Annotated in this window: 23 protein-coding genes; 9 read left to right on the top strand and 14 right to left on the bottom strand. The window is 72.3% G+C overall.

The features are described from left to right. The first annotated feature begins 34 nt into the window (after positions 1–34). Together gyrB and ACSBPG_RS10345 are read left to right on the top strand one after the other, a co-directional pair. Positions 35–2,521 (top strand): DNA topoisomerase (ATP-hydrolyzing) subunit B, encoded by a 2,487-nt coding sequence (gyrB, locus tag ACSBPG_RS10350; protein WP_435537078.1) that lies wholly within the window; start codon positions 35–37, stop codon positions 2,519–2,521. Between the two features lie 437 nt (positions 2,522–2,958). After that, positions 2,959–3,255, top strand: coding sequence for a hypothetical protein (locus ACSBPG_RS10345; protein WP_435537077.1), 297 nt, complete (start codon positions 2,959–2,961; stop codon positions 3,253–3,255). Between the two features lie 27 nt (positions 3,256–3,282). On the opposite strand, the gene ACSBPG_RS10340 is transcribed toward ACSBPG_RS10345, so the two are convergent. The 7 genes from ACSBPG_RS10340 to ACSBPG_RS10310 all read right to left on the bottom strand — a co-directional run bounded on the left by ACSBPG_RS10340 (position 3,283) and on the right by ACSBPG_RS10310 (position 9,249). Then, positions 3,283–3,723 carry a DUF305 domain-containing protein gene (locus ACSBPG_RS10340; RefSeq protein WP_435537076.1) on the bottom strand — a complete coding sequence of 147 codons (441 nt, stop codon included), beginning with the start codon at positions 3,721–3,723 and terminating at the stop codon, positions 3,283–3,285. Positions 3,724–3,964: 241 nt separating this feature from the next. Continuing rightward, entirely contained in the window at positions 3,965–4,690 is a 726-nt protein-coding gene (locus ACSBPG_RS10335; protein WP_435537075.1) for a copper resistance protein B, read from the bottom strand. 53 nt (positions 4,691–4,743) lie between these two features. Then, complete coding sequence (locus ACSBPG_RS10330) at positions 4,744–6,495, bottom strand: copper resistance system multicopper oxidase (RefSeq protein ID WP_435537074.1); 1,752 nt, start codon at positions 6,493–6,495, stop codon at positions 4,744–4,746. 11 nt (positions 6,496–6,506) lie between these two features. Further along, a complete protein-coding gene (locus ACSBPG_RS10325; protein ID WP_435537073.1) occupies positions 6,507–7,079 on the bottom strand; it encodes a cupredoxin domain-containing protein in 573 nt (190 codons plus the stop codon). A gap of 297 nt (positions 7,080–7,376) precedes the next feature. Then, entirely contained in the window at positions 7,377–7,745 is a 369-nt protein-coding gene (locus ACSBPG_RS10320) for a hypothetical protein (protein WP_435537072.1), read from the bottom strand. A 208-nt stretch (positions 7,746–7,953) separates the two neighbouring features. Beyond that, positions 7,954–8,799 carry a hypothetical protein gene (locus ACSBPG_RS10315; protein WP_435537071.1) on the bottom strand — a complete coding sequence of 282 codons (846 nt, stop codon included), beginning with the start codon at positions 8,797–8,799 and terminating at the stop codon, positions 7,954–7,956. A gap of 3 nt (positions 8,800–8,802) precedes the next feature. After that, positions 8,803–9,249 (bottom strand): ABA4-like family protein, encoded by a 447-nt coding sequence (locus ACSBPG_RS10310; protein ID WP_435537070.1) that lies wholly within the window; start codon positions 9,247–9,249, stop codon positions 8,803–8,805. A gap of 71 nt (positions 9,250–9,320) precedes the next feature. Between ACSBPG_RS10310 and ACSBPG_RS10305 the strand changes: the two genes are divergently transcribed. After that, positions 9,321–10,004 (top strand): TetR/AcrR family transcriptional regulator, encoded by a 684-nt coding sequence (locus ACSBPG_RS10305; RefSeq protein ID WP_435537069.1) that lies wholly within the window; start codon positions 9,321–9,323, stop codon positions 10,002–10,004. Between the two features lie 43 nt (positions 10,005–10,047). On the opposite strand, the gene ACSBPG_RS10300 is transcribed toward ACSBPG_RS10305, so the two are convergent. Then, positions 10,048–10,260, bottom strand: coding sequence for a hypothetical protein (locus tag ACSBPG_RS10300; RefSeq protein ID WP_435537068.1), 213 nt, complete (start codon positions 10,258–10,260; stop codon positions 10,048–10,050). Positions 10,261–10,552: 292 nt separating this feature from the next. Between ACSBPG_RS10300 and ACSBPG_RS10295 the strand changes: the two genes are divergently transcribed. The 3 genes from ACSBPG_RS10295 to ACSBPG_RS10285 are packed head-to-tail and all read left to right on the top strand — an operon-like array spanning position 10,553 to position 12,856. Beyond that, complete coding sequence (locus ACSBPG_RS10295; RefSeq protein WP_435537067.1) at positions 10,553–11,149, top strand: histidine phosphatase family protein; 597 nt, start codon at positions 10,553–10,555, stop codon at positions 11,147–11,149. Positions 11,150–11,207: 58 nt separating this feature from the next. After that, positions 11,208–12,125 carry an aminotransferase class IV gene (locus ACSBPG_RS10290; RefSeq protein WP_435537066.1) on the top strand — a complete coding sequence of 306 codons (918 nt, stop codon included), beginning with the start codon at positions 11,208–11,210 and terminating at the stop codon, positions 12,123–12,125. Next, positions 12,122–12,856: a hypothetical protein gene (locus tag ACSBPG_RS10285; protein WP_435537065.1), complete on the top strand. Its 735-nt coding sequence runs from the start codon at positions 12,122–12,124 to the stop codon at positions 12,854–12,856. The genes ACSBPG_RS10290 and ACSBPG_RS10285 overlap by 4 nt, the downstream gene beginning before the upstream one ends. Positions 12,857–12,909: 53 nt before the next feature. Here the strand turns inward: ACSBPG_RS10285 and ACSBPG_RS10280 are convergent, their stop codons facing one another. From ACSBPG_RS10280 to ACSBPG_RS10270, 3 genes are read right to left on the bottom strand one after another with little or no spacing between them, the layout of a single operon-like run. Continuing rightward, positions 12,910–13,455, bottom strand: a complete 546-nt coding sequence (locus ACSBPG_RS10280) for an N-acetyltransferase family protein (RefSeq protein ID WP_435537064.1) — start codon at positions 13,453–13,455, stop codon at positions 12,910–12,912. 12 nt (positions 13,456–13,467) lie between these two features. Then, positions 13,468–14,067 carry a helix-turn-helix domain-containing protein gene (locus tag ACSBPG_RS10275; RefSeq protein ID WP_435537063.1) on the bottom strand — a complete coding sequence of 200 codons (600 nt, stop codon included), beginning with the start codon at positions 14,065–14,067 and terminating at the stop codon, positions 13,468–13,470. 31 nt (positions 14,068–14,098) lie between these two features. Continuing rightward, positions 14,099–14,602, bottom strand: a complete 504-nt coding sequence (locus tag ACSBPG_RS10270) for a winged helix-turn-helix transcriptional regulator (protein ID WP_435537062.1) — start codon at positions 14,600–14,602, stop codon at positions 14,099–14,101. Positions 14,603–14,704: 102 nt separating this feature from the next. On the opposite strand from ACSBPG_RS10270, the gene ACSBPG_RS10265 reads away from it, so the two are divergent. The 3 genes from ACSBPG_RS10265 (at position 14,705) to ACSBPG_RS10255 (ending at position 16,424) form a co-directional block, all read left to right on the top strand. Next, on the top strand, positions 14,705–15,283 hold the full coding sequence (locus tag ACSBPG_RS10265; RefSeq protein WP_435537061.1) for a dihydrofolate reductase family protein: 579 nt from the start codon (positions 14,705–14,707) through the stop codon (positions 15,281–15,283). A 10-nt stretch (positions 15,284–15,293) separates the two neighbouring features. Beyond that, positions 15,294–15,953 carry a glutathione S-transferase family protein gene (locus ACSBPG_RS10260; protein WP_435537060.1) on the top strand — a complete coding sequence of 220 codons (660 nt, stop codon included), beginning with the start codon at positions 15,294–15,296 and terminating at the stop codon, positions 15,951–15,953. Positions 15,954–16,145: 192 nt separating this feature from the next. Continuing rightward, positions 16,146–16,424 carry a hypothetical protein gene (locus tag ACSBPG_RS10255; protein WP_435537059.1) on the top strand — a complete coding sequence of 93 codons (279 nt, stop codon included), beginning with the start codon at positions 16,146–16,148 and terminating at the stop codon, positions 16,422–16,424. A 210-nt stretch (positions 16,425–16,634) separates the two neighbouring features. On the opposite strand, the gene ACSBPG_RS10250 is transcribed toward ACSBPG_RS10255, so the two are convergent. The 3 genes from ACSBPG_RS10250 to ACSBPG_RS10240 form a co-directional block, all read right to left on the bottom strand. Then, the gene (locus ACSBPG_RS10250; protein ID WP_435537058.1) at positions 16,635–17,156 is read right to left on the bottom strand and encodes a MarR family winged helix-turn-helix transcriptional regulator; all 522 of its coding nucleotides are present in this window, start codon (positions 17,154–17,156) and stop codon (positions 16,635–16,637) included. Between the two features lie 106 nt (positions 17,157–17,262). Beyond that, a complete protein-coding gene (gene maiA, locus ACSBPG_RS10245; RefSeq protein WP_435537057.1) occupies positions 17,263–17,931 on the bottom strand; it encodes a maleylacetoacetate isomerase in 669 nt (222 codons plus the stop codon). Further along, a complete protein-coding gene (locus ACSBPG_RS10240) occupies positions 17,928–18,632 on the bottom strand; it encodes a fumarylacetoacetate hydrolase family protein (protein WP_435537056.1) in 705 nt (234 codons plus the stop codon). The genes maiA and ACSBPG_RS10240 overlap by 4 nt, the downstream gene beginning before the upstream one ends. Positions 18,633–18,653: the final 21 nt, after the last annotated feature.

Here is an 18,653-nt window from a genome sequence, read left to right as displayed (position 1 = left end):
CCATATTTGGACCGACCTCTGTTAGATTAGACCCATGGCACAGGAAGCGATGAAACCCGTCCTGCAGCAGGACGAATACGGCGCCGGCTCGATCACGGTCCTGCGGGGACTGGACGCGGTGCGCAAGCGGCCCGGCATGTACATCGGCGACACCGATGACGGCTCGGGCCTGCACCACATGGTCTACGAGGTCGTGGACAACGCCATCGACGAGGCGCTGGCCGGCTACTGCGACACCGTCGAGGTGACGCTGAACGCCGACGGCTCGGTCACGGTGCGCGACAACGGCCGCGGCATCCCCACCGACACCCACCCCGAGGAGGGGGTGTCGGCGGCGATCGTCGTGATGACCCAGCTCCACGCCGGCGGCAAGTTCAACCAGAACTCCTACAAGGTGTCGGGCGGCCTGCACGGCGTCGGCGTGTCGGTGGTGAACGCGCTGTCCTCGACGCTCGCGCTGCGCATCTGGCGCGGCGGGCGGGAGTGGTTCGTGCGCTTCCACGACGGCGTGCCCGAGGGCGACCTGGCCGACGTCGGCGCCGCCCCGGCGGTCGACGGCGGCAAGCCGCTGACCGGCACCGAGGTGACCTTCCTGCCGTCGCGCGACACCTTCTCCAACACCGAGTTCGACCTCGCCACCCTGGAGCACCGGCTGCGCGAGCTGGCCTTCCTCAATTCCGGCGTGCGCCTGCTGCTGACCGACGCCCGCGGCGTCGAGCCCAAGGCGGTCGAGCTGTTCTACGAGGGCGGGCTGGAGGCCTTCGTGCAGTGGCTCGACCGTTCCAAGGTCGCCCTGCACAAGCCGGCGATCACCCTGCGCGCCGAGCGGCCGACCGAGCACGGCGGCACGGTGACGGTGGAATGCGCGCTGCAGTGGAACGACAGCTACCACGAGACGACGCTGTGCTTCACCAACAACATCCCGCAGAAGGACGGCGGCACCCACCTGGCCGGCCTGCGCGCGGCGCTGACCCGGGCGATCAACAGCTACGCCAATGAGTCCGGCATCGCCAAGAAGGAGAAGGTGACGCTGTCGGGCGACGACGCCCGCGAGGGTCTGACCTGCGTCCTCTCGGTGAAGGTGCCCGACCCCAAGTTCTCCAGCCAGACCAAGGACAAGCTGGTGTCGTCCGAGGTCCGGCCGGTGGTCGAATCGGTGGTCGGCGAGAGCCTGGCCCAGTACTTCGAGGAGCATCCCGCCGACGCCAAGCGGGTGGTGCAGAAGGTGGTCGAGGCGGCCGCCGCCCGCGAGGCGGCGCGCAAGGCGCGCGAGATGACGCGGCGCAAGGGCGCCCTCGACATCGCCTCGCTGCCGGGCAAGCTGGCCGACTGCCAGGAGCGCGATCCCGCGGGGTCGGAGCTCTTCATCGTCGAGGGCGATTCCGCCGGCGGCTCGGCCAAGCAGGGCCGCTCGCGCCAGTTCCAGGCGATCCTCCCGTTGCGCGGCAAGATCCTCAACGTGGAGCGGGCGCGCACCGACAAGATGCTGTCCTCGGCCGAGATCGGCACCTTGATCACCGCCATCGGCACCGGCATCGGCCGCGACGAGAAGGACGGCTTCGACGTCGAGAAGGCGCGCTACCACAAGATCATCATCATGACCGACGCGGACGTGGACGGCAGCCACATCCGCACCCTGCTGCTGACCTTCTTCTTCCGGCAGATGCCGGAGCTGATCGACCGCGGCTATCTCTACATCGCCCAGCCGCCGCTCTACCGGATCAAGCGCGGCAACGCCAAGGAGCGCTACCTCAAGGACGATCCGGCGCTGGAGAACTACCTGATCGAGGCGGCGCTGGGCGACCTGTCGGTGCAGCTCCCCGACGGCGGCCTGTTGACCGGCGAGGCGCTGCGCGACCTGGTGGAGAAGGCGCGCGGCGCCCGCCCCGCCCTGGAGACTTTGTCGCGCAAGGCCGGCAACGCCATGGTGGTGGAGCAGGCCGCGGTGCTGGGCGGCCTGTCCCCCGAGCTCGCCGCCGAGGACGCCGCCGCCGCGGCGGCCACCATGGCGGCGGCGCTGGCCGAGCGCCTGAACGGCCTCGACGGCGAGGGCGGCTGGCGCGGCGAGGCGCTGGCCGCGGGCGGCTACGTGCTGATCCGCACCCGGCGCGGCGTGACCCACCGCCACCGCCTCGACGCCGACCTCCTGCGCAGCGCCGAGGCGCGCCGGCTCAACGCCATCGCCGCCGACCTCAAGCGCAGCTTCGCCGAGCCCGGCCGCGCCTTCGAGAAGCAGAAGGAGGTGCGCGCGCTGAGCGGCCCGATGGTGCTGTTCGACACGGTGATGGAGCTCGGCCGGCGCGGCGTGACGATCCAGCGCTACAAGGGGCTGGGCGAGATGAACCCGGACCAGCTCTGGGAGACCACGCTGGACCCGGCCAAGCGCTCGCTGCTCCAGGTGCGGGTCAACCACGCCGACCAGGCGGAGGAGGTCTTCTCCACCCTGATGGGCGACATCGTCGAGCCGCGGCGCGACTTCATCCAGGAGAACGCGCTGAAGGTGGAGAACCTGGACGTGTGACCGGCTGCCGGCCGAGTCACGGTCCGAGACTCCGACGCAGGACACGAGGCGGGCGCAGGACACGAGGCGGGTCGCGGCCCGCCTCGTTCTTTTTCGACGCTGGCCGGGAAAGCGCCGGGGCCACCGCCGACGGGCCGGCCGAGCCTCAAACAATTGCTCCACAAAACAGACAGTCATTCCGACGAATAAGTGGCATGCGCTGCGACGATAATGATTGAGCGCCCAGCGAATTCAGCATTCCCTTGATGGTTCGTGAAGCATTATCACGGGATGATACGAGCACCATTTCATTGCGCAGTGCAGCATAGGGCGGTATGGTCAGCCCAGGCTTCCGCAGCGGAGCCGATCGGACGGCGCTCCATGACGATGTCATGGCCCGGCGCAGCGATTATTGGCTCCACCGCACATCCGCCCCCTCCGCACTTCGCAGGACCATCATGAAGACGCTCGTCCACGCGCTCGTCGCGACCATCGCCCTGTCCGCAGCCCCCGCCGCGCTCGCCGACGGCGCCCCGGCGGCCACCCCGCTGCATCCGGCGCTGCTGTCCGCGCCGATCTACGCGGTGTACGCCGACGCGTCGCGCCTGGTGGCGGCCGATCGCCGCGAGGCGGCGGTCGCGCACCCGCTGCACCCGGCGCTCGTCGCGCCGCCCATCTTCGCGGCGCACGCCGACGCCTCCCGCCTCGTCGCCGGCCCGGCCGCGCCGGTCGAGGTGTCGCAGGCCCCGAACTGACCGACCCGACCGGGCGCGGCCCCCCCCTCAATAGCGGGTCAGGATCTCCTGCATCCGGGCGATTTCGCGCCGCTGGGACTCGATGATCTGCCCGCACAGCTCGACGATGTCCGGATCGGTGATCGCCGCCTGTTCGCAGACCAGGATCGCCCGCGAGTGGTGCGGGATCATCGCCTTCAGGAACTGCTCGTCGCCGACGAGGATCTCGGCCCGGCCGAGCCACAGGGCGGCGGCGAACAGCAGGCCGAAACCGGCGAGAAGCGCTATGTTCACCGTCCTGTTCGGGAACATCCCGCCCATCAGGACGAGCATGAGCATCGCCATGGGAGCGAGCATCAGCAGCGCCATGTAGAAGTTGCTGAGATTGACGTAGAAATGGTCCGCCCGCTCGATGAAGGCCATCGTCAGGACGAACATCACGACCAGATTGATCGACAGGATGATCGCGAACTTACCGTAGGATCTCATTTCCTCCCCCTTCGAGATGACGCGACGGGCCGCCTGGGCAGCCTTCGGCCGGCCCCCGATGGATGAACGCGGCACGGCGCCCTTCGCCCCTGACGGCATGCGCAGGACCGGCATATTCAGAATCGGCATTCCGGGGCGCGCCCCGGTCGGATCGGTTCGATCCGACCGGGTCTCGGTCCACATTCAAATGTTTAGAGCAAGATTCACGCTTTTTGCCGGATCGGCCAAAAGCGATCTTGCTCTAGAACCAGAACCGGACGCCGGCGACGAAGGACAGGTCGCTCGGGTCCTCGCCGTGGCCGCGGGCGATGTCGGCGGTCTCGCCCAGCGCGCGCTCCCAGGTCACGCCGACGTAGGGGGCGAACTCCCGGGCGACCTCGTAGCGCAGGCGCAGGCCGAGCTCGACGTCGGTGATGCCGTGGCCGGCGTGGAGCTCCGGCACGCGCTGCGCCGAGGCGTTCACCTCGGCGACCGGTTGGAGGACGAGCCTCTGCGTGATGAGCAGGTCGTACTCCGCCTCCAGGCGGGCGCTGACGTCGCCGTCCTCGCTGACGAACAGGCGGGCGGTCACGTCCAGGAAGTAGGGCGCGACGCCCTCCACCCCGAGCACGCCGTAGGTCGTCTGCGGCACCGGCCGCACGTCGTGGCGGACGCCGACCTGCGCGTCCCAGAACTCCGACACCATGCGGCTGTAGAGGAGCTGGAACTCGGCCTCCTCCACCGCCCCGTCGACCGGCTTGCTGCCCTCGCTGGAGAACCGGAGCTTCTCGGTGTCGCCGCCGACCCAACCCTCGACCTCCCAGTCCACCGAGTCCTCGCCGTCCCGCCAGCGGTGCTCGAGGCGGTCGACGAGAAGCGTGGCGAGGATCGGCGGCTCCTCGTGGAACCGCTCGGCCCGGTGATCGGCGGGCGCTCCGCCGCCCGCCCACGCGGACGCCGCCGGCAGCACCAGGACGGCGGCGGCCATCAGCACGGCCCTCGCCGCGCTCGTCTTTGTCGTTCGCATCCCGCTCCCCCGCATCAGAGCCCCGCCGTCCTCGGCTCGACGACGAACCGCGTCATCATGCCGGAGGCCATGTGGTAGAGGAGGTGGCAGTGGAACGGCCATTCCCCGGGCTCGTCCGCCGTCAGTTGCACCGAGACCACCTGGCCCGGCGGCACGAGGACGACGTGCTTCTTCGGCATCCGCTCCGTCTGCCCGTTCTCGAGTTCCACGAACATGCCGTGCAGGTGCATGGGGTGAGCCATCATCGTCGTGTTGACGAACCTGATGCGGACGCGGTCGCCGTAGGCCACCCGGATGGGCGCGCCCTCGTCGAACCTCTCGCCGTTCAGGGTCCAGACGTAGCGGGACATCATGCCGGTCAGCCGGACCTCGATCTCATGGGACGGCGCCCGCGGGCTCGCCGCCCGGAAGGATTTCAGATCGGCGTAGGAGAGGGCCTTGGCCCCCGGCGGCGTCCCGGCGTCGGCCCACCCGACCGCCCGGTCCCCGCCGGCCGCCGCGCCGTGATTCATTCCCGGCATGGCACCATGGTCCATCCCGGCCATGGACCCGTGGTCCATCCCGGCCATGGCCCCGTGGTCCATCCCCGCCATGGACCCGTGGTCCATCCCGGCCATGGACCCCTGATCCATCCCGGCCATGGCACCATGGTCCATGCCGCCATGGGCCATCCCCATGTCGGCCATGGTGAGCACGGCCCGCGGCCGCCGCTCGGGGATCTCGCCCTCCATTCCCACGCGAGGCGCGATGGTGGCCCGGGCGAAGCCGGTGCGGTCGATCGGCTCGGCGAAGATCGTGAAGGGCTTGTCCCCGGCGGGCATGACGACGACGTCGTAGGTCTCGCCGACGCCGAAGCGGAACTCGTCCACCTTCACCGGCACCACGTTCTGCCCGTCGGCGGCCACGACGGTCATCGGCAGGCCGGGGATGCGGACGTCGAAGATCGTCATCGCCGAGCCGTTGATGATGCGCAGCCGCACGCGCTCGCCCGGCCGGTAGACCGCCGTCCAGTTGTCCCGCGGCCCCTTGCCGTTGACCAGGAAACGGTAGCCGGTCACGTCGGCGAGGTCGGTCGCGTCCATCCGCATTTCGCCCCAATCGAGCCGGTCGCGCACGGTGGCGGCGAGCCCGTCGCGGCCGGCGTCGCAGAAGAAGTCGACCAGCGTCCGCCGGTCGTTGTTGTAGTAGCCCTCGCTGACCTTGAGCTTGCGCAGGATCGCCTCGGGCGCCTCCGGCGTGTGGTCGGAGAGCAGGACCACGTAGTCGCGGTCGGCGCGCACCGGGTCGCGCTCGGCGGGCTCGATCACGATGGCGCCGTACATGCCCTCCTGCTCCTGCGAGGCGGAGTGGCTGTGGTACCAGTAGGTGCCCGATTGCCGCAGCGTGAAGCGGTAGGTGTAGGTCTGTCCCGGCATGATCGGCCGGTAGCCGTTGAAGCCGGGGGCGCCGTCCATCACGCCGGCGATCAGCAGGCCGTGCCAGTGGATGGAGGTCGGCTCGTCCAGCCGGTTGGTCACGTGGACGACCACCTCCTCCCCCTCGCGCCAGCGCAGCGTCGGCGCCGGTATCGAGCCGCCGATGGCGATGGCGTCGCTGGTCTCGCCGTCGATGGTGATGCGGGTCCGCTCGACGGTGAGATCGAGCGCCCGGTCCGACGCCGCGAAGGCGCGGCGTCCGGGGTGGACCGTGACGATGCCGGCCAGACCGGCCGCCCCGGCGAGCGTCAGGGCGTCACGGCGGGACAGGCCGCGCGGTGCGGTGTGCATGGCCTCCTCCCTCAACGCTCGACGCCGACCTTGCCGACCATGCCGGACTCGTAGTGTCCGGGGATGTTGCAGGCGAACTCGAGGGGGGCATCCCCGGTGAACCTCCAGGTCAGCTCCCTGGTCTTGCCGGGCTCGACGAGGACGCTGTTCGGATCGTCGTGCGCCATGGCGTGGCCCATTCCCGGCATGCCGGAATGATCCATGGCCATCATCGACTCGTTCACGCCGGTCGCGGTCAGCATGCCGTGCTCCACCATCGTCGCCATCGCCTCCTGGTGCTCGGCGTGCATGGCGGCGGTGCCGATGCTGAACTCGTGCAGCAGCTCGCCCGTGTTCTTGACGACGAAGCGGACCGTCTCGCCGGCCTTCACCCGAAGGGACTCCGGCTCGTAGTAGTTGTCGCCCATGGTGACCTGGACGGTGCGCGTCCTGGCGGACGCCTTGGCGGGCCCGCCGATGGCGGCGGTGCCGTGCCCGTGGCCGGCCTCGCCGGGACCGGCCACGGCGAGGGACGGCGCGGCGAGCAGGCCGGCACCGAGGGACAGGGCGGCCAGGGCGTTCAGGGTGGGGGTGTTCAGAACCATCTCGGGTGTCCTTCATAGGGCGACCGTTCCGACGTGGAAGCCGGCCGCCGGAACCTCTCCGTCCGGCCGCGGCCAGGATGCGGGCCGGAACCGGACGCGATCGACGGGCCGTCGGCGAGCGATCCGCCACCGCCTGGGCACGGGGCTGGACGCCGGGCGGCCGGGGTGCGCCCGCGCGGGAGGCGGGAGCAGCCGGACGCTCACGGACCAGGGGTCCCGATCGGCGGCGGGGGATCGACGCTGGGCGCGGCTCGTCCCGCAGGCGGGACGGGCGCAGCGGGCCTCAGCCCGCGTCGCTCACGCGGGCTGGCTGCGGGCCGTCGTTCGGGGGGGCCGGCGCAAGGGGGCGACGGAGCGGTCGCGGAGCCTGTCGTCGCCGACGGCCTGCACGGGCGCGGCGGTCCACACGACGGGGGTCACCTGGACATGGGCCGGCGCCAGGGCGGACAGGCCGCACGCCGCCGCGCAGCACCCCTGGTGGGTGTGACTGGCGTGGTCCTCGCTCTCCCCACCCCGGGTCTCGTGCCCGCCCCGGCCCTGGCGGTCGCCATACGCGTGGTGTTCCGGCGCGCAGTCGCCGACGGCGTCCGATCCCGCGGCCGGGGCATGGTGGGGCGTGGCGGCCAGGGCGGTCCCCACGGCGGCGCCCATGGCGGCCCCGGGCATGGCAGCACCTCCCCAACCGAGGATGAAGCCGAACAACGCCAAGGCGATGAGAGGGATGAGGCGCATGCCCACCACGGCGACCCAGGTTCGGGGGCGATGCCCCCAGCCGCCCAATCATATTGCCCGCGCGCGCGCGTTCGCAAGCGGCCGCATGAACGGGCGGCGGCGGCGGCGTCCGATCTTGCGCGCCGTCCGCTCCGGTCCGGCCTCAGAGGGCCAGCAGCGGCAGCCCCAGCAGGGCCTGCGCGAAGACCATCACCGTCACGGCCGCGTAGCCGCCGGCGAACGCCCACACCGCCGGCACGGCGAGGCGCGGCAGGAGGTGCACGAACAGGGCGCCCGCCGCCGGGACGATCTGCTGGGCGTGGATGCCGAGGAAATGCGCGGCCCGCAGGTCCCCGCCGGTGGTCGACCAGCCGACCACCGGCAGCCCGCCGGCGCCGGCCCCGGGGCCGACGCCGTGGCCGGACTGCGCGCTCATGAAGAGGCCCTCGGTGGCGCCGAGCGCGAAGGTCAGGACCAGGCCCAGCACGACGGCGAGGCGGAAGGCAGGAGCCAGCCGGCGGTCGCCGTGCCGGGCGATCTCGCGGGCGAGCGCCGGCGCCGTGGCCGTCAGCAGCAGCGCGCCGATGCCCATCAGCGCGTACATGACGGTGTGGAACGCCGTGCTGCGGTTGAAATGGGACGCCTCGCCGTGGCCGGCCTGCCAGGCGATGTAGGCGATCTCGAAGGTCCCCGTCGCCACCACCGTCCACACCAGGAGGCGCGGGACCGCGGCACGGCGGCGCCCTTCGGGGAGATAGCCGTAGAACCACGCCGTGGTCAGCGAGAACAGGGCGATGGCCGCCAGGAACTTCATCGGCTTCGCCCAGACGCTGACGCCGTCGAGGGTGCGGCCGTCGAGGACCCAGGCGGCGCCGGCCGGCACCAGCGCCGCGAGGAGGATCAGGCCGAACCAGGCCAGCACGGGCTGGCGCCCGAGGAGTTCGCCGGCCAGGCCGGTCCGGGACGGCGGACGCGGGCGCGCGGTGGCCCAGAGGAGGGAGGACGCCATGGCTCAGCCTCCGTGGGTGCGCAGGGCCGGGATGCCGGACCGCAGCGAACGGGTGGCGAGGAACAGCAGGAAGCCGACGGGGCCGAACAGGAACGTCAGGGCGTAGCTCGGCACCAGGGCGAGGTGGGGCACGCCGGCGCGCTCGCCCTCGCGGGCGATCCAGCCGCCGACGAAGAGGTCGAAGGCGAGATAGTGGAACCAGCCGGCGACCAGCATGCCCGGATCGTCGAACAGGCGGCGGACCTCCTCGGGCGACCCGTAGCCGCCGTCGGCCCCCCACCAGCGCAGGCCGACCAGCACGAGATAGGCGGCGCCGAGGACCGCCGGCAGCGCCAGCCCGGCCGCCCGCTGCACGGGCGCGCGGTAGCGGGGAAGCAGCGGGGCGAGGACCAGAGCCGCCCAGCCGAGCGCGGCGAGCGCGTTTCCGGCCCGGAACAGATCCGCTAACATGGCCCGTCCTTTCATCTGAACAGTGTTCGGATGAACCATGGTGCGGCAATTGAACAGTGTCAAGATTCCCGATGGCCGAAGCCGATCCCCCGAATCCGCCCGACCGCTCCGCCCGGGAGCGGTACCACCATGGCGACCTGCGGGCGGCGCTGGTCGCCGCCGCCGAGGAGATCCTGGGCGAGAAAGGCGTCGAGGGCTTCACCCTGCGCGAGGCGGCGCGCCGGGTCGGTGTCTCGCCGGCGGCGCCGGCGCACCATTTCGGCGACGTCGCCGGGTTGCTGACCGAGGTGGCGATCCTCGGCTTCGACGAGCTGACCCGCCATCTCGAGGAGGGCACCCGGCGCGGCGGCGCCGACCCGGCGGCGCGGCTGAGCGAGCAGGGCATGGGCTACGTCCGCTTCGCGCTGGCCTACCCCGCGCGCTTCCAGATGATGTTCCGGAAGGAACGGCTGCGGGCGGACGACCCGCGGCTGGTGGCCGCCGGACGCGCCGCCTTCGCCGCGCTGGAGGCGGCGATCCGCGACGTCGCCGGTGTCGGGCCGGACCGCCCCCTCGACCGCCCGGTCTTCGCCACCGCGCTGGGGGCGTGGTCCCTGGTGCACGGCTTCTCGCACCTGGCGCTGGCGGGCGAGTTCGACGCGCTGGCCGGGGCGGACGGGCGGGACGCGTTCGTCCGCACCATGCTGCCGGACGTGCTGGCGCTCGTCGCCCCGCAGGTCCCCGGCGGCACCGCCCCCGACGAGCCGGGCGGATGAGCCGGGCCGGGGTGCGCCGGCGGAGGGGAGCGGTGCGGTCGGATCAGGCTGCCCTGGGCAGGCGATGCGACACGAAGTCCAGCAGGATGTCGAGCCGTTCCGGGGTCAGGGCCTCGATGCCCTCGTGCCACAGGACGTCGGCGAACAGGGTCGCGAAGGCCGCCCGTTCCGGCGGGCGCAGGACGGCCGCCTTGCCGCCGCAGCACTCCGCGATCAATTGTTCGACGTACTCGCCTTCCGTATCGGTACGGTCCATGGCCGGAACTCCTGCGATGACCAACGCGGCCCGTTCCTGTCCGGGAGGCCGCCCGGACATCGTTACGCCCGGCCGGCGGGACCCAGGTTGATTCACCTCAATCGACTACCATACCAGAGCCGCTTCGCGTCGATTCGCCGCAGACCGCCTTCCGGACGGCCCGCCGCCGATTCCGGACACGGGGGGCCGCGGCACGGCCGACACGCCCACGGGGACTCCAGCCCGGGGCTGGTCGGCGCCGAGACGCGGACAAGATCATGGCCGGGAGCAACCACCGCCACGGGAGGCGGCCATGACGGGCAGCGTCTTCGCCCGCCGCGGCGTAACGGCGGCCCTGATGGGAGCCGTCGCCCTGCTCGCCGTCGGCACCGCCGCGGCCGAACCGCCGGTCATCGGCGTCCCCGCGGGGAGCGTCGTGCTGATGCGCCACGCCGAGGCGCCGGGCATCGGCGACCCGCCGGGATTCCGCCTCGGCGACTGCGCGACCCAGCGGAACCTCGACGACGGCGGCCGCGCCCAGGCCCGGCGCATGGGCGACCGTCTGCGCGATCTCGGCATCCGCGAGGCGCGGGTGCTGTCGAGCCAGTGGTGCCGGTGCCTGGAGACGGCCCGCCTCCTGCGGCTCGGCCCGGTGACGGAGGAGCCGGCGCTCAACTCCTTCTTCGGCCGGTCCGGGGAGCGGGAGGCGACGGTGGCGGCGGTGCGGCGCCTGCTGGCCGCCCTGCCCGGCGACGGCACGCCGGTCGTCCTGGTCACCCATCAGGTCACCATCACCGCGCTGACCGGCCTCTATCCGGCGTTCGGAGAGGCCATCCTGCTGCGCGCCGACGGCACGGGCGAGCCGCCGGTCCTCGGCCGGGTGACGGCCGGGCGCGGCGAAGGGCTTTGACCGGCGGGGCCGAACCGGCGACCATGACGCGAGCGAATCCCCAAGGAGAGCGGACGGCATGGCGAAGGAGAGCGCGCAGGGCTACGTGGACGACCCGCGCAACGACGGTGTCCTGGTCTATGTGGACGGGGCGTTCGTGCCGCGCGGCGAGGCCACCGTGTCGGTCTTCGACAGCGGCTTCGTGCTGGGCGACGGGGTGTGGGAGGGGCTGCGGCTGGTCCGCGGCAGGCTGCTGGCGCTCGACGACCACCTCGACCGGCTCTACGAGGGGGCGAACGCCATCCGCCTCGACATCGGCCTCGACCGCGCGGCGCTGACCGCCGTCGTGCGGGAGACCCTGGCCCGCAACGGCATGGAGGACGGCGTCCACATCCGCCTGATGATCACCCGCGGCCGCAAGAAGACGGTCAACCAGGATCCCCGCTTCGTCCTCGGCAAGGCCACCATCGTCGTGGTCGCCGAGTACAAGCGGCCGCGCCCGGAGACCAAGGAGAACGGCCTCGCCCTCTTCACCTCCACCTTCCGCTGCAGCGCGCCGGACGTCTTCGACCTCCGCCTCAACTCGCACAGCCGGCTCAACCTGATCCAGGCGCTGATCCAGGCCATCGACGCCGGCGCCGACGAGGCGCTGATGCTCGACCCGCACGGCTTCGTGGCGAGCTGCAACTCGACCAACTTCTTCGTCGTCCGCAAGGGCGCGCTGTGGACCTCCACGGGCCGCTACAACTTCAAGGGGATCACCCGGCGCAAGGTGCTGGAGCTGGCGCGCGCCGACGGCCACCCCGTGCGCGAGACCGACTTCACCCTGGCCGAGACCTACGCCGCCGACGAGGCCTTCGTCACCGGCACGCTGGGCGGCATCACCCCGGTCACCCGCATCGACGGACGGCCCGTCGGCGACGGCCGCCCCGGCCCCTTCACGCGGGCGCTGGCCGCCCGCTACGAGGCGTGGATATCCCAGGAGGCGGCGTCGTGAGCGGGTCCGTCCGCATCGCCATGTGGTCGGGGCCGCGCAACATCTCGACCGCCATGATGCGGGCCTGGGAGAACCGGCCCGACACGGCCGTGGTGGACGAGCCCTTCTACGCCGTCTACCTCGCCGCGACCGGGCTCGACCACCCCGGCCGCGAGGCGGTGCTGGCGAGCCAGCCGACGGATTGGCGCACCGTCGCGGCGGCGCTGACCGAGGCCCCCGTCCCCGGCGGCCGGCCGGTGTTCTACCAGAAGCACATGACCCACCACATGGTGCCGGCGGTGGACCTCGGCTGGACCGGGCGGGTGCGCAACGCCTTCCTGATCCGCGACCCGGCCGAGGTGGTGGCGTCCTACGTCGAGCGCCGCGGCAGCGTCGACCTCGCCGACATCGGCGTCGTCCGCCAGGCCGAGCTGTTCGACCGCGAGGCGGACCGGCTCGGCCGGGCGCCGCCGGTGGTCGACGCCCGCGACGTGCTGGACGATCCCGCCGCGGCGCTGGCCCGGCTTTGCGCCGCGCTGGACGTTCCCTTCACCGCGGCCATGCTGCGCTGGCCGGCGGGACGGCGCGCCACCGACGGGGTGTGGGCGCCGCACTGGTACGCCTCGGTGGAGCGCTCGACCGGCTTCGGTCCGCCGCCGCCCCGCGCGCCGGCGCTGGCCGGCGATCTCCTGCGGGTCGCCGAGGCGGCCCGCCCCCACTACGAGCGGCTGCACCGCTGGCGCCTCGTCTAGAGCGGGATCACTCCAGGTGATTCCACCTGGAGTGATCCCGCTCTGACGGTCCCCTACCCCAGGCGCTTGTAGAAGAAGGTGGTGTCGCACAGGCCGCCGCCGGGCCACAGGGCGTAGCCGGGGATCGTCCCGGCGCGGCTCCAGCCCGCCCGCTCGTAGAGGCGCTCGGCGTCGGGCGAGGCGGTGTCGAGCACCAGCAGGGTCTTGCCGGCCGTCCGCGCGGCGTCCTCGGCGGCGCGCATCAGGGCGGCGCCGACGCCGCGGCGGCGGGCCCGGCGGTGCACCAGCATCTTCGCCACGTCGGCGCGGTGCGGCTGGTTCTCGGGCTGGGCCAGCACCACCTGGACCGTCCCGACCAGCGCCCCGTCCGCCGCGTCCTCGGCGGCGAGCAGGATGCGCTCGCCGCGCTCCACCCCGTCGGCGACGCCCTGCCAGAAGGCCAGCGCCTTGCCCGGGGCGAGCGGCGCCAGGAAGCTGACCGAGGCGCCGCCGGCGACGCAGTCGGCCAGCACCTCGGCCAGGGCGGCGGCCCGTGCCCGGACCTCCGTCGCGGACAGACGATGGATGAGAATGGCGTCCTCACGCAGGTCCGGGCTCACGGGCGGGACTCCTCAGCGGCGGGGACCGCCCGGCGCCGCTTCGCTGGCGAGGGCCACGAGATAGCGGGCGGGCTGGTCGCCGGGGTTGTGAAAGGCGATGGGGCGGTCGAGCCGCATGGCGAGGCAGTCGCCGGCCGCCAGGACGTGGCGGTCGTTCCCCACCGTCATCGCCAGCGCCCCCTCCAGCACGTAGATGTGCTGGTGCACCGGAACGGCGCGGCCGGGGGTGTCGTAGGCGACGCGGGCGGCGGGCGGCAGGACCACCTCCACCAGCTCGAGCGGTGACGGGAAGCCGGGCGGCGACAGGTTGCGGCGCACGTACCCCGTGCCGGGATCGCGCCACACCGGCTGGTCGGCGCGCCGGGCCAGCGGCGAGGCATCCGCCGACACGGCGTCGGCGAACAGCGCGGCGATGGTGACGTCGAGGCCGGCGGCCAGCCGGTCGAGCACGGCCGCCGTGGGGCTGCTCTCGCCGCGTTCCACCAGCGAGATCATCGAGCGGCTGACGCCGGACCGCTCGGCCAGGCCCTCCAGGGTCAGGCCGCGCTCCGTCCGCAGCCGCTTCAGGCGCATCGCCAGACGGGCGTCGATGGTCGGTTCGCGCGATTCCATGATCCAAGAATGCGCATCCAGCATCCTGGAGTCAACCGGCTCCGTCGCGGCGGCGCGCCAGCTCCGCCTCGTAGGCCGCGCGGAGCCGGGCGAGCACCGAGGGGCCGGCGGCTGGGGCGCCGAGGTGCAGGGTCCGCAGCTCGTCCATGAAGGCGTCCCAGAGCGGCGGCCCGCCCTCCTCCAGCAGTTGGGCGCGGATCGCCAGCTCCGGCGTGACGGGCGTGTGGCGGCGTCCCCAGGCGCCCATGTGGGCGAGCAGCGGGACGAGCTGGATCGCCGGCTCGGTCAGGCTGTAGATCGCCTTCTGCCGGTGGCTGGGATCGTCGCGCCTGGTCAGCAGCCCCGCCGCGACCAGCCGTTTGAGCCGGTCGGCCAGGATGTTGGAGGCGATGCGCTCCTCGGAGCCGTTCAGCAGGTCGCGGTAATGGCGCCGGTTGCCGAACATGACGTCGCGGATGACGATCAGGCTCCAGCGGTCCCCCAGCACCTCCAGCGCCAGATTGATCGGGCAGCCCGAGCGGTGGGTGTCCGTCATGTCGCTCCCGAAGGCCGTTCAAAAACCGCTTGCAAAGTAGGATCAGTCCCGACAGGATGCAACTGCTTGCAAATTGCAAGCAGAATGTGGAGGAGAGACACCATGGCGACGCTGGTCCTGTCGATGTTCATGAGCCTCGACGGCTGCATCGAGGCGCCCGGGGGCGTGTTCGTGCCGCCGGCCTGGTCGGACGACCTGGAGCGGCACTGGTCCGGATACGCCCTCGGCCGCGCCGGCCACCTCCTCTATGGACGCACCAACTTCCTGTTCAACAAGGGGTTCTGGAGCGCCGCCGAGACCGACCCGGAGAGCCCGGCCGCCGGCATCGCCTACGCCGCCACCATGAACCGCCTGCCGAAGACGGTGGTCTCCCGCACCCTGTCGGGCGATCCCGGCTGGAACGCCGACCTGGCGTCCGACGACCTCGCCGACACGGTGGCGCGGCTCAAGGAGACGGCGGCGGGCGACGTCTTCTGCTTCGGCGGGGCCGGCCTCGCCAACAGCCTGGTGGCCGGCGACCTGATCGACGAATACCGGCTGATGGTGACGCCCGGCCTGATGGGCGACGGCAAGCGGCTGTTCGATCCGGGCCTGCCGCGCCTCGGCCTGGCGCTCGTCGAAGCGCGTCCGCTCGACACCGGGGCGGTCATCCTGCACTACCGCCGCGACCGCACCGCCTGAGGAGGCCGCCTTGGACCTGACGCTCTACGGCCATCCCTTCTCGTCCTACTGCCAGAAGGTGCTGGTGGCGCTGTACGAGAACGAGCTTCCCTTCACCTTCCGGACGCTCGGCCCCGACGATCCGGCGGCCGCAGGGGCGTTCGCCGCGCTCTGGCCGATCCAGCGCATGCCGCTGCTGGTGGACGGGGAGCGGACGGTGCTCGAGTCCTCCGTCATCATCGAGCATCTCGGCCTGCATCATCCCGGTCCGGTGCGCCTCGTCCCCGACGACGCCCGCGCCGCCCTGCCGGTGCGCACCATGGACCGCGTCTTCGACTTCTACGTCATGACGCCCATGCAGACCGTGGTGTTCGACGCGCTGCGCGACGAAGCCGACCGCGACGCCTCGGGCGTGCGGAAGGCGCGTGCCCTGCTCGACACCGCCTACGGCTGGCTCGACGGCGCGCTGTCGGGACGGACCTGGGCGGCCGGCGACGCCTTCAGCCTCGCCGACTGCGCGGCCGCCCCGGCCCTGTTCTACGCCGACTGGGTGCAGCCGATCCCGGAGACCTGTCCCGCCGTGCGCGCCTACCGGCAACGCCTGCTGGCGCGGCCGTCCTTCGCCCGCGCGGTGGAGGAGGCGCGGCCCTACCGGCCGCTGTTCCCGCCCGGGGCGCCGGACCGGGATTGACTCCGGCCGGGACACCTCGGCGGTCGGCGGCCGGCCCTCGGGCCCACTGCGTCGGTTGGGACGCTGGCGCGCCATCCGCGCAACGGCCTTGGCCGCCGCGTCCCACAAAGGTCACCGGTCAAGCTGCCTCGAGAATATGGCTAATGAAACGTTAATATGGTTGGATGCGGGGGTCGAACGATGGAGGACACCATGGCGCAGATCCTGACGCTTCACCGCACGCCCGAGGCTCTCGCCCGCGTCGCCGAGGCGCAGGCGAAGGCCGATGTTTGCGCCGCCGAGCGGGAAGAGATGGCCGCCGCGCTGGCCGACCTCCGTCGCCTGATGGCCGTGCACGAAGCGGGACGGGTCCAGGCCGAAGCCTTCGCCCGCCTGTGCGAGGACGCCACCGCCGACGAGCGCGCGGGCGGCACGGTCCAGGTGCTGCCGGTCGCCTTCGTGGAGGCGGTTCCGGAACAGCGCTACGGCTGACGGAGCGGCCGAGAGACCTCGCGGCGCCGCGGGTGCCGCGGCGCGACGGACAAACCGGTCGGGTCGGTCCCCCCTGCCCGCCCACACCGTGCCCCCACCCTCCGGCCCTCCGGCCGGGCCCCGCTCTCCCCCGGCAGGGCCGGGGGAGAGAAGGAAGCCCGCGCGCGGCCGACCTGTGTGAACGCGACGGTGTGGCTTGCCGGCACCCGGTCAGAGCGCCGCGGCGGCCGCGCCGGGCCGGGCGCGGCGGCGCACCGGGGCGCGGCTGCGGGTGTTGTTGCCGTCGGCGAGCTTGGTCAGCAGGCGCGCCAGTTCCGCCCGTTCGCCGGCGGTCAGCGGCTTCAGGATGTCGTCCTGCGCCGCCAGCACCGCCTGTCCCGCCGCGGCGCGCAGGGACTGGCCGGCCGGGGTGATGTCGACCAGGATGGAGCGGCGGTCCTCCACCGAGCGGCGCCGCTGCAGCAGACCGCGCTCCTCCAGCTTCCGGATCACCACCGCCACCGTCGTGCGGTCCAGCGCGATCAGCCCGCCCAGGGTCACCTGGTCGACCGGCCCGTGCTCCTCCAGCGCCGCCAGCGCCACATACTGCAGCGGCGTCAGGTCGAAGGGCCGGCAATGGTCGAGGAACACCGCGACGCCGATCTGATGGCAGCGCCGCAGCAGATTGCCCGGCAGCCCATTCGCCTGTGTCAGGGCATGCTCGCCGGCGGTGCCGGTTCCCTTGCTCATCATGATGGCTTCCCGGACCTCGAAGACAGGTGTGCGCCCATGGTGCACAGCAATACAGAAGCGGGGCCGCGGATTGAAGCGCCTCCGCGGCCCCCTTGCCGCCGCCCGGTCAGGCCGCGTCGGGCTGATTCTGCGGCAGCGCCCGCTCGAACGCCGGCAGCGCCCGGCACGCTTCGACGATCCGCCGGATCGTCGGATAGGGCGCCATGTCGACGCCGAAGCGGACGTTGTTGACGGCCTGGGCGAACAGGCAGAGGTCGGCCAGGGTCGGCGAGTCGCCGTGGCAGAAGCGGCCGGTCTCCGGGCTGCCCGCCAGCAGGCTCTCCAGCGGCCCGAAGCTCTCGGCCACCCAGTGGCGGAACCACGCCGTCACCGCCGCCTCGTCCGCCCCGAAGCGCGTCTCGATGTACTGCAGGACGCGCAGGTTGTTGACGGGGTGGATGTCGCAGGCCACCGCGTAGGCCAGCGACCGCACGCGGGCGCGGGCGAGCGGTTCGGCCGGCAGGAGCGGCGGCTCCGGCCGCACCTCGTCGAGATACTCGATGATCGCCAGGGACTGGGCGAGCACCGTGCCGTCCTCCAGCTCCAGCGCCGGCACCAGCCCCTGCGGGTTGAGGGCGAGATAGCCGGCGCTGCGGTGCTCGCCCTTGCGCAGGGCGTAGGCGCGGTACTCGTAGGCGATGCCCTTGAGGTTCAGCGCCGCCCGCACCCGGACCGAGGTGGAGCTGCGGAAGAAGTTGTGCAGGACCACCCCGGCCATGGTCGCCGGGGCCGTCATGCCCCCTCCGGCGCCACGATGGTGATGTCGTGGGTGCCGACCCCGTCGACGCCGCCGGTCACGCGGTCGCCGACGACGATCGGGCCGACGCCGGCCGGCGTGCCGGAATAGATCAGGTCGCCCGGCTCGATCCGCATCGAGCGCGACAGGATCGAGATGATCTCCGGCACGTCCCAGATGAGGTCGGCGATGTCCTGGTCCTGCTTGACCTGACCGTTGACCGCCAGCCAGATGCGGCCCTTGTCGGGATGGCCGATCTCCGACACCGGACGGATCGGCCCGATCACCGCCGACTTGTCGAAGGCCTTGCCCCAATCCCAGGGACGGCCCTTCTCGCGCGCCTCGAGCTGCAGGTCGCGCCGGGTCAGCTCGTTGCCGACGGCGTAGCCGAAGACATGGTCGAGGGCCTGCTCCACGGGGATGTCGAAGCCGCCCTTGCCGATGGCGACCACCAGCTCGATCTCGTACTGGAAGTTCTTGGTCTCCGGCGGGTAGGGGATGGCGCTGCCGTCGGGCACCACGGCGTCGGCCGGCTTGGTGAAGAAGAACGGGAACTCGCGGTCGGGGTCGCGCCCCATCTCGCGGGCGTGGGCGGCGTAGTTGCGGCCGACACAGAAGACGCGGCGCACCGGGAAGCGGGCGTCGGTGCCGGTGACGGCGACCGAGACGGCCGGCGGCGGCGGAAAGATCCAGGAGGTCATGGCGGGTGTCCCTGTGGTCGT

Source organism: Azospirillum sp. ST 5-10, assembly GCF_051225715.1.
Lineage (GTDB): Bacteria > Pseudomonadota > Alphaproteobacteria > Azospirillales > Azospirillaceae > Azospirillum.
The sequence above is the reverse complement of the archived record's forward strand: the minus strand, read 5'-3'. Positions and strand labels throughout refer to the sequence as shown.